We start from the raw sequence: 14,389 nt of genomic DNA on the forward strand, positions 1-14,389 counted from the left end.
ATCTCCGAGGGTGCCCGCCGGGAGTGCCGACACGTGTCACCGTGGTTGCGCCAGGCCCCGCAGGAGCAGGGCGACCAGGCGTCGGGGGTCGTAGCGGGGGTCCTTGTCGCCGCCGATGCAGAGGTTGCCGATGCCGCGCATCAGTTCGAGCGCGCCGGTGCCGGGTGTGATCTCGCCGGCGTCGACGGCGGCGTCGAGCAACTGCGCGCAGACGGGCACCAGGTTGTCGAGGAAGTAGGTGTGCAGGGCGTCGAAGCCGCCGGTGTCCGATTGCAGCGCGTTGGCGAGGCCGTGTTTCGTGACCAGGAAGTCGATGAAGAGGTCGACCCACTGCCGCAGCGCGGCGAACGGGGAGTCGGCGCTGGCCAGCAGCGCGGGGCCGGCGTCGGCGCAGGCCTGCACCTGGTGCCGGTAGACGGCGACGACGAGGTCCGCCCGGGTCGGGAAGTGCCGGTAGATCGTGCCGATGCCGACTCCGGCCCGGGCCGCGATCTCGCGGATCGGGGCTTCGACGCCGGAGGTGACGAACACCGCGGCGGCGGCGGTGAGCAGCGCCTGCTGGTTGCGTACCGCATCGGCCCTCTTGCCTCGGGCTGGCACCTGCGGGGACTGGCTCGTCGCCGACACCGGTTCTCCTTCACACGGACGGTTGGCAAATCGGATCAGTGTTCCGTATAGTTCTAGCGGAACGACGATCCGCTTTGACTGTAGCGGAAGCAGGAAGCGTCCTGCCCGGCCCCACCGCGCCGGCTCCGCACCAACAGCCCGGGAAGGCATCACCATCATGAACGCACCCACTCTCGTCGCCGACACCAGCAACGCCCCGGTCCTGTCCGTCAGCCCGATCGTGCTGCCGGCTCCCGGCCGCGCCGTGGACCTGCAGGTACGCGTCTCCGCACCGATGGCAGGCAGTGACTTGCCGATCATCCTGCTCTCGCACGGCCACGGGCAGTCGAACAACCTCTCCTCGCTCAACGGCTACGGGCCGCTGGCCAACTACTGGGCGGCGCACGGCTTCGTGGTTATCCAGCCGACCCACCTGGACTCGAAGACCCTGAGCCTCGATCCCGCCGACCCGGAGGCCCCGCTCTACTGGCGGTCACGGGCCGAGGACATGACACGCATCCTCGACCACCTCGACGCCATCGAGGCCGCCGCTCCGCAGCTTCACGGTCGCCTGGACCGGAGCAGGGTGGCCGTGGCCGGGCACTCGATGGGCGGACACACCGCGAGCCTGCTGCTGGGAGCGCGACCCACCGACCCCCGGGACGGGACGCCTCTGAACCTGGCCGAGCCCCGGATCCGGGCGGGGGTGCTCCTCGCCGCGCCCGGTCGGGGCGGGGACGCGCTCACCGAGTACGCGAAAGGCTTCTCGTTCTTCCAGAGCACGGACTTCTCCACGATGACGACACCGGCGCTCGTCGTCGCCGGTGACAGGGACGCCTCCGAGCACCTGACGGTCCAGGGTCCGCAGTGGCACGCCGACCCGTACGTCCTCTCCCCCGTCCCCAAGTCTCTCCTGACCCTCTTAGACGCCGAGCACGGTCTCGGCGGGATCTCCGGCTACGACGCCGCCGAGACCACTGACGAGAACCCGCGGCGGGTGGCGGCGGTCCAGGCGCTCACCTGGGCCTACCTGCGCAGCGCGCTCTACCGGGAGGATTCCGCGTGGCAGACGACGTGCGCGGAGCTGACCTCCGGAGCCGAGGCGGTCGGACGGGTCGAGTCCAAGTAGGCCCGGTCGGGGGCCACGGCACGCCGTGGCCCCCGACCATCGGGCCCCACTGTCAGTCGAGCTTGTCGCGCAGGTCGTCGACCTGCTGCTGGAGACGGTCCACCGCGCCCTCGTTGTTGACGAAGGTGGTGATGCCCGCGGCGAGACCCAGGCCGATGAGCACCGCGAGGATGCTCAACACCAGGCCGCCGATGGCCACGCCCCGACCGGTCACCCCGGGCCGTTGGCTCATCTTCAGTCCGACGATGCCGAGAATGATCCCGATGATGCCCAGCACCAGCCCGATCCAGGCCAGGATCGCGGTCAGGACGCTGAGCAGGCCGGCGACGCCGAAGACCAGAGCGAAGGTGGCGGCCGCGCTCGTCTTCGCGCGGGCGTCCCCCCGATGGGTCCGGGACCCGGCCGATGTGCCGGCACCCCGGGCCGGCTCACTTGCGGCGGTCATGAGACTCCCTTCCGCACGCGCGGCGCGCGTACTTCCGGGCGGCCGCTTTCCCACGTCGACCGCTGTTACGCCTCCCGCCTGCACGATGTGTCGGTGCCGCCGCCTAGGCTGGCGGCCCGGCCACCGGAGAGGGGCGTGGCGATGCCTGCCGACCTCAGCGCCGCCGAAGCGCTGGCACTGCGGATGACAAGCCTGCTGCTGCGTCCGCATCCCGGCGGCCAGCCGGGCACCGTCGCCGAGGTGGTCGAGTGGTTCGGCGCGATGCAGGCCCAGGACCTGGCCAGCGGGTTGTGGTCGCTGGGCGCCCGACTGCCCGGTTCCCGCCTGACCGACGTGCAGGAGGCGCTGGAGCGGCGCGAGGCGCTGCGCACCTGGCCGATGCGGGGCACCGTGCACCTCGTCCCACCCGCCGACGCGCGCTGGATGCTGGAGGTGACAGGCGTCCGCTCGCTGGCCGGCGCGGCGACCCGCCGGGCACAACTCGGTCTCACCGACGTCGACGCCGATCGGGCGGTGGACGTCCTCGGCGCCGCGTTGGCCGGGGGCGGCCGACTCACCCGGTCGCAGTGCCTGGCCACCCTGCGGGAGGCGGGGCTGGGCACCGACGGGCAGCGCGGCTACCACCTGCTGTGGTTCGCGAGCGTACGAGGGGTGACCTGCGTGGCCCCGAACGTCGGCACCGAGCAGACCTTCGCGCTGCTCGACGAGTGGGCGCCCGCGCCACGCCAACTGGACCGGGACGAGGCCCTCGCGGTGCTGGCCCACCGCTACGTCCGGGGGCACGGCCCGGTCACCGACCGCGAGTTCGCGGGCTGGACCGGCCTCACCCTGACCGACGCGCGACGCGGCCTGACCGCCGCCGGCGACGCGCTGAGCACGGTACGGGTCGACGGCCAGCCGATGTACGTGGACGCGGCGCTCGCCGACGCGCCGCGCACCCCACTGGACGAGATGCGGGCGCTGCCCGGGTTCGACGAGTACCTGCTCGGCTACCGGGACCGCACGCTGATGCTCGATGCCGCCCACCTGGCCGCCGTCGTGCCGGGCAACAACGGGATCTTCCAGGCCACGGTGGTCCACGCCGGTCGGGTGGTGGGTGTGTGGAAGCGTCGGATCGGCAGGTCCACGGTCACCGTGACGATCCAGCCGCTGACGCCCATGACCGCCCCGGCGCGCACCCGGGTGGAGCACGCCCTGGGCCGGTACGCCGACTTCCTCGGTCTGCCGCCCCGCTTCGACTGGCAGGCCTGACCGACAAGCGCGCCGGTCGTGGCGTGGCGCCGCTCAGCGCGCCGGCCGGGGCCGGGCCTCGGTCAGCAACGCGGCGATCCGGGCCACCCGGGGGTCGGAGCGGATCTGCGCCACGGTGGCCGGCAGCGGCAGTCGCCAGTTCGGATACTCGTCGACAGTGCCTGGCATGTTGGGCTGGCGCACCTCGCCCAGCACGTCGTAGAGGGACACACCGAGCAGTCGGGACGGGCTGGCGGCGAGGGCGGCGTGCATCGCCACAACAGCCTCCTCGCCGTCGGGCGACAACTCGCCGTCCGGCAGCAGACCCTCGGCGCGCAGCATCGTCAGCAACAGCTCCCGCTCCTCGGCAGCCCGCGTCCGCTCGACAACCGTGTCGGTGCTGAGCAGCTTCAACTCGTCTCGTACCCGCACGTGCTCGCCGGTGAGGAATCCGGGTGCGGTAGGCAGGTCGTGGGTGGAGATGGTGGCGAGCGCGTTGCGGGGCCACCGGCTCGGCGGGACGAAGTCGCCCTCGTCGTCGCGGGCGAACCACAGCACTGTCGAGCCGAGCATGTTGCGCTCCCGCAGGCCCCGGGTCACCGCCGGCTGGACGGTGCCCAGGTCCTCGCCGACGACCACCGCGCCGGCCCGGTGCGCCTCCAGCGCGAGGATGCCAAGCATCGCCTCGGCGTCGTAGCGCACGTAGGTGCCGTCGGCCGCGCCGCCGCCCGGCGGCACCCACCACAGTCGCCACAGCCCGGCGACGTGGTCGACACGCAGGCCACCGGCGTGCCGCAGGGCCCGGCGCAGCATGTCCCGGTAGGCCGCGTACCCGGTGGCGGCGAGCCGGTCCGGTCGCCACGCGGCGAGCCCCCAGTCCTGCCCGAGCTGGTTGAAGTCGTCCGGTGGGGCGCCGACGCGTACGCCCTGGGCCAGCACGTCGGCGAGCTGCCAGCCGTCCGCGCCACCCGGGTCGATGCCGACGGCGAGGTCGTGCACCACGCCGACAGGCATCCCGGCCGAATGGGCCGCCGCCGTGACCGCGTCGAGCTGCTCGTCGCACAGGTGTTGCAGCCAGGCGTGGAACGCCACCCGGTCGGCGAGCTGGCGGCGCTGCTCGGCGACCGCCGCCGAGTCGGGGTGGTGCAACTCGGCCGGCCAGGCCCGCCAGTCGTTGCCGTGCCGCTCGGCCAGCGCGCACCAGGTGGCGAACGACGCGAGCGCCGGGTCCGCGTCGAGGTCCACCGGTTGGGCGTACGGGTGCAGCAGCTCCAGGGCGCGCCGTTTGGCGGCCCACACCTCGTCGTAGTCGATCAGGTCGCCACGATCGGGGCGGAGGGCGTCGACGATCGCCCGGGTCGGCGGGTCCGCCGACCGGTACGCGGCGGTGGCGCCGACGCGCAGGTAGAGCGGGTTGACGAACCGCCTACTGGCAGGTGAATACGGTGAGGCGGCGACCGGGTGCGACGGGCCGACGGCGTGCAGCGGGTTGAGCAGCACCAGCCCCGCGCCGTTGGCGCCGGCCCAGCCGGTGAACTCGCCGAGGTCGCCGAGGTCGCCCATGCCCCAGGAGTGTTCCGAGGTGAGCGCGTAGAGCTGGAGCATCCAACCCCAGGTGGGGGGCGGCTCCGGCAGCCGTCGGGGCACCACGACGAGCGTCACCTCACGCCCGTCGCAGGCCAGCCGGTGCCAGCCCAGCGGCAGGTCCCCCGGCAGCTCGGCGTCGACCGCCCGGCGGCCCCCGTCCTCAAGGGTCACCACGCCGGGGCCGGGTAGCGCCCGGGTGGCGCCGTGGGTGAGCACCACTGTCGGCGGCAGCGCGGCCTTGTCGACGGCGCGTGCGGCGGCGAGCGCGTCGGCGATGGCGGCCGGGCTCGTGGCGTCCACACCGAGCAGACCGAGGACACCCACGACGGTCTCCGGGGCGACCTCGACGCGGCGGTGCCGCCAGTCCTCGTACCAGGTGGACACGCCGTGCGCGTTGGCCAGCGTGGCCAGTCGTCGGTTCATCCGTCCCCCGCTTCACGACGCGACCTGCGACCACCTTGCCACGACCGGGCACGCGGCGCAGGACACGCCGGGGCCGGCGGGCGAAACCCGCCGGCCCCGTCGCGGTGGACGCGGTCAGTCGGCGAGCGCGCCGGCCGCCCGGCCCTCGTGCAGGGTCAGGTTGCGGCCGGTGCTCGGGTCGAACAGGTGGATCTTCTCCAGGTTGAACCAGACCCGGCGGGTCTGCCCCTCGGTGACCGGGGACTCGGCGGACAGCCGGGTGACGAGGTTGCCGCCGGCGCCGGCGAAGTCGGCAGCGCCCGCGTCGGCTGCCAGCTCCTCCAGCTCGGCGGCGCTGGCCTTCTCCCCCTCCACCGTGAAGTAGACGTACTTGTCCGAGCCCATCGACTCCACGATGTCGGCGGGCGCCTCGAACTCCAGGCCCCGCCGGCGGGTGTCGTCGTCGACCAGTTCGGCGTCCTCGAAGTGCTCGGGGCGGATGCCGAGAATCAGCTCGCGGGGCGCGTCGGCGGCCTCCAGCTCGCGGCGTACCCGGTCGCCGAGCGGCACGTCACCCAGCGCCGTGTGCAGGCTGCCCTCCTGCACGGCGGCGTGCAGGAAGTTCATCGACGGTGAGCCGATGAAGCCGGCCACGAAGAGGTTGCGCGGGTGGTCGTACAGCTCCTGCGGCGGGCCCACCTGCTGCACCGCGCCGCCCCGCATGATCACGACCCGGTCGCCGAGGGTCATCGCCTCGGTCTGGTCATGGGTCACGTAGACGGTGGTCGTGCCGAGCTGCTTCTGGAGCCGGGACACCACGGTGCGCATCTGCACCCGCAGCTTGGCGTCGAGGTTGGACAGCGGCTCGTCCATCAGGAACGCCTTGGGCTGGCGGACGATCGCCCGGCCCATCGCCACCCGCTGCCGCTGCCCACCGGAGAGGTTGGCCGGCTTGCGGTCCAGCAGGGGCGTCAGCTCCAGGACCTTCGCCGCCTCGTCGACCTTCTGGTTGATCGTCTCCTTGTCCAGCTTCGCCAGCCGCAGGGGGAACGCCATGTTCTCCCGCACCGTCATGTTCGGGTACAGGGCGTACGACTGGAACACCATGGCGATGTCCCGGTCCCGGGGAGCCTTGTCGTTGACCCGCTGGCCGCCGATCCGCAGCTCGCCGGAGCTGATGTCCTCCAGACCGGCGATCATGTTGAGGGTGGTGGACTTGCCGCAGCCCGAGGGGCCGACCAGGATCACGAACTCGCCGTCAGCGATCTCCAGGTCGACGTCCTGCACGGCGACGGTCCCGTCCGGGAACTTCTTGCTCACCTTGTCGAGCACGATGTCAGCCATGACTACTCACCTATCCCTTGACTGCGCCGGAGGTCAGGCCGGACACGATGCGGCGCTGGAAGAAGAGGACGAACAGGATGATCGGAACGGTGATCACCACGGCGGCGGCGCAGATCGCCCCGGTGGGGTCCTCGAACTGCGACGCGCCTGTGAAGAACGACAGCGCGGCCGGCACCGTGCGGGACCGCTCGGTGGAGGTCAGCGAGATGGCGAACAGGAAGTCGTTCCAGCAGAAGATGAACACCAGGATCGCGGTGGTGAACAGGCCGGGTGCGGCCAGCGGGGCGATCACCCGGCGGAACGCCTGGGCCTGGGTGGCGCCGTCCATCTTCGCGGCCTTCTCCAGGTCCCACGGGATCTGCTTGAAGAACGCCGACAGCGTGTAGATCGCCAGCGGCAACGCGAACGTGATGTACGGCAGGATCAGGCCCGGCCAGGTGTCGAAGATCTTGAGCTGACGCTCGATCTCGAACAGCGGTGACACGAGCGACACCTGCGGGAACATCGCGATCAGCAGGGACACGCCGACCAGCAGACGCTTGCCGGGGAAGTCCAGCCGGCTGATCGCGTACGCGGCCATCGCGCCGAGCACCACCGCGATGAGCGTGGCGATCAGGGCGATTCCGATCGAGTTGATCAGCGCCCGGACGAACTGGTCGGTGTCGAAGATCGTCTTGTAGTTGTCGAGCGTCCACTCCCGGGGGATGAACTTCCCGTCGGTGAGGGTGGCCGGCGTCTTGAACGACAGCGAGGCGATCCACAGGACGGGGACCAGCGCGAAGACGACCACGAGGACGTCCAGCAGACCCCAGCGCAGCTTCGCCCGCGTGGTGGTTTCGACAGCCATCTCAGCGCCTCTCCCCGTCGTCGCTGCCGGGGGCAGCGGTACCGAACAACTTCACGAAGACGAAGGCGATGATCGCCACGGTGATGAAGATCAGCACCGACATCGTCGAGCCGATGCCCAGGTTCAGACCCCGGATCAGGTTGTTGTAGGCGAGCATCGACACCGACGAGGTCTCGTTGCCGCCGGCGGTCAGCACGAAGATGTTGTCGAAGACGCGGAACGCGTCGAGGGTGCGGAACAGCAGCGCGACGAGGATCGCCGGCTTCATCACCGGCAGCATCACCTTGGTGAACTTCTGCCAGGCGGTCGCCCCGTCGGTGGAGGCGGCCTTGAGCAGGTCCTCTGGGACCAGCGCCAGCCCGGCCATCAGCAGCAGCGCCATGAACGGGGTGGTCTTCCAGATCTCGGCGAGCATGATGATCGCCAGGGAGCTGGCCCTCTCGGTGAGCGGCGCGCCGTCGCTGAACAGGTCGGCCAGGTAGCCGGTGCCGGGCGTCCAGGCGTACCGCCAGGAGAACGCGGCGACGACTGTGACGATGCCGTACGGGATGAGCGCCGAGGTTCGCACCAGGCCACGTCCGACAAGTGTGCGGTGCATGATGATCGCCAGCCCCATGCCGAGGACCAGTTCCACGGCCACCGTGACCACGGTGATCAGCGCGGTCACCCCGAACGCGGTCCACCAGAACTCGTTGGTGAGCACGGTGACGTAGTTCTCCAGCCCGATGAACTCGCGCTGGTCGGGAAAGCGCAGGTCGTAGCGCTGCAACGACAGCCAGACCGAGTAGATGATCGGGTACGCCGTGACCGCCACCATCACCAGCGCGGCCGGTGCGCAGAGCAGCCAGCCGAGCCTGCGTTCGGCCTTCTTGTTCTCGCTCAGCGGCGCCTTTCGGCGTCCGCCGCCGCGCTGGGCGGGGACGGTGGCCTGCCGTTCGGTCTCCGCGACGGCGGTGTCCGTACCGGTTGGCGTGGCGTTGATGCTCACGGCAGGACCCCCTTGGACTGGAGGGCGTCGGCGATGGCGTCGCGCAGCTCGTCGGCGGTCTGTTGCGGACGGATCGCCGACGGCGGGGACAGGATCGCCGACATGACTGTGGAGATGCTCTGGTAGGCGGGGGTCAACGGCCGCGTCGCCGGCTCCTTCAGCTCCTCCAGGATGGTGTCCTTCATCGGGTACGCCTCGGTCATCTCCGGGTCGTCGAAGACCGCCTCGATTGTCGGCGGCACGCCGTCGTTGATGGCGGAGAACTTCTGGTGCTCGGCGCTGCGCAGGCACCGGGCCGCCTCGAACGACAGGTCCGGGTGCTTGGAGTACGAGCTGACGGCCAGGTTCACGCCGCCGATGGTGACCTTGCTGGGGGTGCCTTCGTCGACGCCTGGCACGCGGGCCCAGCCGACCTGCTTGGCCAGGTCCGGGTTGGCCTCCTGAAGGGCCGGATAGACGAACGGCCAGTTCACCTGGAACGCGCCGGCGCCGGACTGGAACTCCAACCGGACCGGGTCCTCGGTGGCGTTGCTGAACGACGGCGAGGTCACGCCCGACGTGGCGAACCGCTGCAACTGCTCCAGCGCCCGGACGGTGCCCTCGTCCATCACGGCCTGCTTGCCGTCGTCGGAGAGGATCTTCCCGCCGGCGCTCTCGGCCAGGGTGTTGTAGAGCACGACCAGTCCCTCGTACTGGGCGCCCATGGTCAGCACCTGGTGCGGCTTGCCCTGGTCCTTGAGCTGCTGGGCCGCGCTGATCATCTGGTCCCAGGTGGTGGGCGGCTGCGGCACCAGGTCCTTGCGGTACCAGAGCAGCTGCACGTTCGTGTTCTTCGGCGCGGCGAAGAGCTTGTCCTCGTAGCGGGCGGTGTCCAGCGGCCCGGCGAGAGTGCCCTGCTCGACCTCGGCCTTGTCCTGGCCGGTCCACTCCCGGATCCAGTCGGCGCTGGCGAACTCCTGGGTCCAGGTGACGTCGAGACCCAGGACGTCCATCCCTGGGTCCTCGGCGGCCAGCCGGCGCACCATCTGCACCCGCTGGTCGTCGGCCTGACGCGGCAGCACCATGTATTCGATCTTGTATCGACCCTGGGCCTGCGCGTTGCAGTCGTCGACGACCTTCTGCAGGTTCTGCTCCGGCGGGTAGTACAGGTTGATCGTCGGCGTACCGCCGCTGTCGTCGCCGCCGCACGCCGCCAGCGGCGCGACAAGCGCCAGCGCGGCGGCCGCCGCCCCCAGCCGGACAACCGGCCGCCGTCGGTGTCGAGCCGCTTCGGGGTCTGTCATCGCCCTCCCCCTCTCTTCGGCGAAAGACCGGGGAGGGCATCCGTGCCCCGGCGCACGGCGAGCCGTTCCAAGCCCGGGAGCTGCGAAAACGCCAGGCTCAGATGCTCTGTGCGGCTACACTGCCCCACCGGTGAAGTCGCGAAACCTACGCCGGGCACGCATCGCGCGTCACCGCGTGACGGGCGCCGTAAGGCGCGGGCGGCGCCGCGTGTCGACCTCCTGACAGGTACGCTCCGCGCCGGGCATGCTGGGACGGTGATCGCACGCTTCAAGGACCTCTGCCTCGATGCCGCCGACCCGCTGGCCCTCGGCGGCTTCTGGGCGCGGATGCTCAACGGCGACGTGGCCGATGCCGGCGACGGCGACACCCGGGTCGATCCCCGCTCCGCCCGCTCCGGCGCCGAGTCGATCTGGGTGAACCGGGTGCCCGAGCCGCGGGTCGGCAAGACCCGCGTACACCTGGATCTGCGGTTGGCCGACGCGGGCCCGGCGGCGCTGCTCGCGGACGGCGCCCGACTGGTCGCCGAGCCGTCCGGCGAGGCGGCCTGGTGGGTGCTGGCCGACCCGGAGGGCAACGAGTTCTGCGCGTTCGGAGCCCGCGAGGGCACCCGACCCGGCCCGTTCGAGCTGGTCGTCGACTCGACCGACCCGGTTGCGCAGGCGACCTGGTGGGCCGGCGTGACAGGCGGCACCGTCGAGCACGACTCGAGCGCCTCGTCGGTGCTCGGCGCGGCCGGGTTCCCGTGGGACTACTGGGTGTTCGTCGCGGTCCCCGAGCCCAAGGCGGTCAAGAACCGGATGCACTGGGACGTCGAGATGGTCGATGAGGAGCCGACCGGGCTGCTCGACGCGGGCGCGACGCTGCTACGCGAACCGATCGACGAGGCCCGCTGGTGGGTGCTGGCCGACCCGGAGGGCAACGAGTTCTGCGCCTTCGCGCCGCGCCCAACCGGGTGAACGACCGACTACCCAGCGCGGGCGGCGTCCGCTAGCGTTTTCCCCAGCGCCGCAGCCGGCGCGTTCGCCGCCGCCGTCGACACGCCTCCGGCCGACCCCAGCCTGCCCGATCGGTTGGTAATCGCGGGTTCGTCGCACCGCCGCTCCCCCGGTTCGGCAGGATCGTCCCAACGAGGAGGTGCCGTCGTGCAGGACACCCGCGCTCTCGCCCTGACGTTCGAGGTGAGCGGCCTGCCACCGGTCAAGACCGAAGCGTTGTCCATCTTCGCCGCCGGGCACCGGCAGGCGACGAGGGTCCGCACCCTGCTCCAGGCCGCCCTGACGGCGGCCCAGCGCACCGGCTGGACGCCGTTGCCCGGGCCCGTCGAGGTCGATCTGGTGCTGCGCTGCCCGCCCGGGCACCGCACGTCCGACGCCAGCACACTGCTCGGCGGGGTCTGTGCGGTGTTGCAGGACAAGAAGCGCGTGTCGAGCATCGGCCTGGCCCACCTCGGCGTCCTGGTGGACGTCGCCCTCTACGACGACGACAGGCAGATCCGCAGGTTGTCGTACCACGAGGAGCCGGCGGAGGACTTCTCGTACCAGGTGCGGGTCGCCGCCGTACCGACAGGGGTTTGACCGACGTCCGCGATGGGGTATCGCGGACGCCGACGAAGGGAGCACCGATGTCGGAGCCACATGTCACGCTCGACCCGCGCGGGCTCGACCCCGTGCAGCAGAAGCTGCGCGGCCCGCTGGAGGATCAGCTGACCTCGGCGCTCCAGGCTGCCATCGACCGGGTCCGCGGCGACTACGCCGGCGAGCCGGTCGAGCAGGTCTGCCAGCGGCTGCTGGACGAGACGCGGTCCGGGCTGCACCCCGACATCGCGGCCGGGTTCAACCCGGACATGGACGAGTTCTGCCGGGTGGCGGTGGCGATCGTCCGCGGCGACGGCTCCTGAGCGCGGGGCCCCGCGGTCAGTACCGGCCGATCTGGCCGTACGGGCCGAGCATGATCCGCGGTGACAGCGCCGGGTCCAGCCAGGCCAGCACATTGACGAGGTGGTCGTGTGCGAGGGCGACGCAGCCGGCGGTCGCGTTACCGCCGCTGGTGCTGAACTCGTGCAGGAAGATGCCGCTGCCCGCGTTCGGGATCGGCGTCGGCACGTTCGGCGGCATGTTGTAGGTGATCACCGCGAAGTGCGTGTACGCGGGAACCTCCTGCCACAGCGCCTCGCTGGCCCCACCGGGGTTGGTCGAGCTGTGCTGGAAGGTGTTGTACAGCGGGGACGACGGGTTCTCGTTCCACCAGTCGCCGCTGACCAACCGGTGGTACGGATACCGCACGCCGGGGTTCGCGGCGATGCCGTACATGGTGGGGCCGATCGAATAGACACCGGTGGGGGTGGTGGGCACGCCCTCCACGTGGTTGTCGCTGAACCCCTGGGAGCCGATCCGGGCCGGCATCGGCGCGGCGGCTGGCTGCCAGCTGCGGTTGACCCGCACGTACGTCTCAAGGGTGGCGTACGTGGTGGTGTAGTTGGTGGCGCTGACGATGATCGCCTGCCGGGTCTGGGCCGGCAGGATGGCCAGCCGAGCGGCCAGCCGGTGGTTCGGCGGGGTCGAAGTGGGCAGCGAGGCCAGCCCCACGGCCGGCGTCGACGGTCCGCCCGCGCCGAGCGCGGGGATCGTCGGGGCGACAGCCGCCGGCAGCGCCAGACCCGCCGCACCGAGCAGGAGATTTCTGCGTTTCATGCCGCCCATCCTGACAACTGACTGGTCTGTTGGTCTGCCCCGTGACAGGCGGCGGTCGGATCAGGACCGGGTCCGCAACTACCCGGCCCTGACCCTCGGCTGCCCGGCTTGGGAGCGGACAGCTCCGGCACCCTGCCGCGCGGGCGTGGCACGACGCCACACGCGGGTGACCGGCGATCCGGCCGCCGTGCACTCAGCTCCACGGTGCCCCCGCCGAACGCCGCCGCGCCCCCGGCACACCCCGAAGGACCGTGAGCGCCGGCCCAGGTTAGGCGGGCTCCGGCGGCCCGGACAAGGCTCGTCGGACGCCAGGCGGCGTGACTGATCTCAAGGTGAAAAACAGGCATGTCGGCGTAACGCGACAATGATCTAGGGCGCTGTTCGGGTGCGGGACCGTCAGAAGTGCCGCAGCAGGTCCCGGAACGCGGCGAGCCGCAGCACGCCACCGTCGGTCGGGTCCAGTTCGTCGTCCTCCAGCACCCACGTGTTCTCGTTCGGGATGAACACCGCGTTCAACCCGGCCGCCCGGGCCGGCAGGATGTCCGACCTCGGCGAGTTGCCGATCATCCAGGCACTGCCGGGTGTGAAGCCGTGCTCCCGGGCCAGCCACCGGTACGTGTCGGCGTTCTTCTCCGCGACGATGTGCGCCGCGGAGAAGTGGTGCAGCAGGCCGCAGGCGTCCAGTTTGCGCTGCTGCTCCGACCGGTCCCCTTTGGTCAGCAGCAGCAACTCGTGCCGGCCGGCCAGCTCGTCGAGCGCGTCGGCCACCCCCGGCATCAGCTCCACCCGGTGCTCGACGAGCGCCCGGGCCAGCCGGTCGATGTCCTGACGTTCGGCGTCGGTGGCCGGTCGCTCACGCAGCCGCTCCAGGCAGTCCGCGAGGCTGCGCAGGAAGACCTTGCTGCCGTACCCGTGCGCCACCGTGTTCGCGCGCTCGATGTCGTCGAGGACGGCCCGCAGTTGCGCCCGGTCCAGAGTGGGATGATCGAGCCAGTCCAGGAAGTCGTCGATCACCCGCTCGAAGACGACGTTGTTCTCCCACAGGGTGTCGTCCGCGTCGAAGATCAGCACCTGCGCCCCTCGACGGGCCGTCCCGTCCACCGTCATGCCGCCCCCCTCGCGATCATGCGCACTGCGGTCCGGAACTCTAGGGCATGTCGGCCGACGCACCCAGTGAGTTCCCGCCCGCCGGGCAGGGCCACCGCAGCAACCGTTCGGCGATCATCGCCTCCCGCTCCTCCTGCCCCTCGGGTCGCAGCCGGCCGCCCCGGGTGAGCATCACCACGCCGTGCAGGAGGCTCCAGCCCACCTCGGCGAGGGTGTCCGGATCCCGCCCCTCGGCGAGCGGAGCCAGGGCCGCCCGCAGCTCCGTGAAGACCGCGCGCGGCGCGGCTGGCACACCATCGACGCCGAGGGCCAGGTCGGGGGTCAGCGCGAGCATCGCGTCGTAGACCTCCGGATTCGCGTACGCGAAGTCGAGGTACGCGGCGGCGACCGACGGCCAGGCCCCCTCGGGTCCGTCTGTGGCATCCGCGTGCGCCTCGGCGAGATCGGCGGCCAGATCGGCGAAGGCGCACACCGCGACGGCCGCGAGCAGCGCCTCCAGATCGGCGAAGTGCCGATAGATGTCCCCGATGTCGATTTCGGCCCGCTCGGACAGCCGGCGGGTGCTCACCCCCGCCCAGCCCTCCGTCTCGGCCAACTCTCGCGCGACCCTGACGATGAGGTCGCGCCGGTCCTGTTCGGTGGCCTTCTCGGCAGGTCCGGACACGCTCACGAGCGTAAGGGCGAACACCGCACGCAGTCGCCCGGTGACGGATTGGTGACTGTCCGCGTG

General features: G+C 71.3%; 15 protein-coding genes. 5 read left to right on the top strand and 10 right to left on the bottom strand.

The window, feature by feature from the left end; translation table 11 throughout:
* Window positions 1-36: 36 nt before the first annotated feature.
* On the bottom strand, window positions 37-627 hold the full coding sequence (locus ACFY1S_RS23680; protein ID WP_387121891.1) for a TetR/AcrR family transcriptional regulator: 591 nt from the start codon (window positions 625-627) through the stop codon (window positions 37-39).
* 157 nt (window positions 628-784) lie between these two features.
* Here ACFY1S_RS23680 and ACFY1S_RS23685 point away from each other — a divergent pair, with 157 nt between their 5' ends.
* Window positions 785-1,735: an alpha/beta hydrolase family protein gene (locus ACFY1S_RS23685; RefSeq protein WP_387121894.1), complete on the top strand. Its 951-nt coding sequence runs from the start codon at window positions 785-787 to the stop codon at window positions 1,733-1,735.
* A 52-nt stretch (window positions 1,736-1,787) separates the two neighbouring features.
* Here ACFY1S_RS23685 and ACFY1S_RS23690 read toward each other — a convergent pair whose 3' ends face one another.
* Complete coding sequence (locus tag ACFY1S_RS23690) at window positions 1,788-2,180, bottom strand: hypothetical protein (protein WP_139585133.1); 393 nt, start codon at window positions 2,178-2,180, stop codon at window positions 1,788-1,790.
* Between the two features lie 141 nt (window positions 2,181-2,321).
* On the opposite strand from ACFY1S_RS23690, the gene ACFY1S_RS23695 reads away from it, so the two are divergent.
* Window positions 2,322-3,431: a winged helix DNA-binding domain-containing protein gene (locus ACFY1S_RS23695; protein ID WP_387121898.1), complete on the top strand. Its 1,110-nt coding sequence runs from the start codon at window positions 2,322-2,324 to the stop codon at window positions 3,429-3,431.
* A gap of 33 nt (window positions 3,432-3,464) precedes the next feature.
* Here the strand turns inward: ACFY1S_RS23695 and malQ are convergent, their stop codons facing one another.
* The 5 genes from malQ to ACFY1S_RS23720 all read right to left on the bottom strand — a co-directional run bounded on the left by malQ (window position 3,465) and on the right by ACFY1S_RS23720 (window position 9,861).
* On the bottom strand, window positions 3,465-5,420 hold the full coding sequence (gene malQ / locus ACFY1S_RS23700) for a 4-alpha-glucanotransferase (protein ID WP_387121901.1): 1,956 nt from the start codon (window positions 5,418-5,420) through the stop codon (window positions 3,465-3,467).
* A 114-nt stretch (window positions 5,421-5,534) separates the two neighbouring features.
* Window positions 5,535-6,743 (bottom strand): ABC transporter ATP-binding protein, encoded by a 1,209-nt coding sequence (locus ACFY1S_RS23705; RefSeq protein WP_387121904.1) that lies wholly within the window; start codon window positions 6,741-6,743, stop codon window positions 5,535-5,537.
* Window positions 6,744-6,753: 10 nt separating this feature from the next.
* A complete protein-coding gene (locus tag ACFY1S_RS23710; protein WP_357991893.1) occupies window positions 6,754-7,590 on the bottom strand; it encodes a carbohydrate ABC transporter permease in 837 nt (278 codons plus the stop codon).
* A 1-nt stretch (window position 7,591) separates the two neighbouring features.
* Window positions 7,592-8,578 carry a carbohydrate ABC transporter permease gene (locus ACFY1S_RS23715; protein WP_387121908.1) on the bottom strand — a complete coding sequence of 329 codons (987 nt, stop codon included), beginning with the start codon at window positions 8,576-8,578 and terminating at the stop codon, window positions 7,592-7,594.
* Window positions 8,575-9,861, bottom strand: a complete 1,287-nt coding sequence (locus tag ACFY1S_RS23720) for an ABC transporter substrate-binding protein (RefSeq protein WP_387121911.1) — start codon at window positions 9,859-9,861, stop codon at window positions 8,575-8,577. The genes ACFY1S_RS23715 and ACFY1S_RS23720 overlap by 4 nt, the downstream gene beginning before the upstream one ends.
* 255 nt (window positions 9,862-10,116) lie before the next feature.
* On the opposite strand from ACFY1S_RS23720, the gene ACFY1S_RS23725 reads away from it, so the two are divergent.
* The 3 genes from ACFY1S_RS23725 to ACFY1S_RS23735 all read left to right on the top strand — a co-directional run bounded on the left by ACFY1S_RS23725 (window position 10,117) and on the right by ACFY1S_RS23735 (window position 11,759).
* A complete protein-coding gene (locus tag ACFY1S_RS23725; RefSeq protein ID WP_387121913.1) occupies window positions 10,117-10,818 on the top strand; it encodes a VOC family protein in 702 nt (233 codons plus the stop codon).
* A gap of 186 nt (window positions 10,819-11,004) precedes the next feature.
* A complete protein-coding gene (locus tag ACFY1S_RS23730) occupies window positions 11,005-11,436 on the top strand; it encodes a hypothetical protein (RefSeq protein ID WP_278122004.1) in 432 nt (143 codons plus the stop codon).
* Between the two features lie 47 nt (window positions 11,437-11,483).
* On the top strand, window positions 11,484-11,759 hold the full coding sequence (locus ACFY1S_RS23735; protein WP_139585144.1) for a hypothetical protein: 276 nt from the start codon (window positions 11,484-11,486) through the stop codon (window positions 11,757-11,759).
* 16 nt (window positions 11,760-11,775) lie between these two features.
* Here ACFY1S_RS23735 and ACFY1S_RS23740 read toward each other — a convergent pair whose 3' ends face one another.
* The 3 genes from ACFY1S_RS23740 to ACFY1S_RS23750 form a co-directional block, all read right to left on the bottom strand.
* Window positions 11,776-12,552 carry a L,D-transpeptidase gene (locus ACFY1S_RS23740; protein ID WP_387121916.1) on the bottom strand — a complete coding sequence of 259 codons (777 nt, stop codon included), beginning with the start codon at window positions 12,550-12,552 and terminating at the stop codon, window positions 11,776-11,778.
* Between the two features lie 396 nt (window positions 12,553-12,948).
* Window positions 12,949-13,659 (bottom strand): HAD family hydrolase, encoded by a 711-nt coding sequence (locus ACFY1S_RS23745; protein WP_387121919.1) that lies wholly within the window; start codon window positions 13,657-13,659, stop codon window positions 12,949-12,951.
* A gap of 40 nt (window positions 13,660-13,699) precedes the next feature.
* Window positions 13,700-14,323, bottom strand: coding sequence for a TetR/AcrR family transcriptional regulator (locus tag ACFY1S_RS23750; RefSeq protein ID WP_387121922.1), 624 nt, complete (start codon window positions 14,321-14,323; stop codon window positions 13,700-13,702).
* Window positions 14,324-14,389: the final 66 nt, after the last annotated feature.

The organism is Micromonospora sp. NPDC000663 (assembly GCF_042898105.1).
In the GTDB taxonomy this organism is placed as follows: domain Bacteria; phylum Actinomycetota; class Actinomycetes; order Mycobacteriales; family Micromonosporaceae; genus Micromonospora.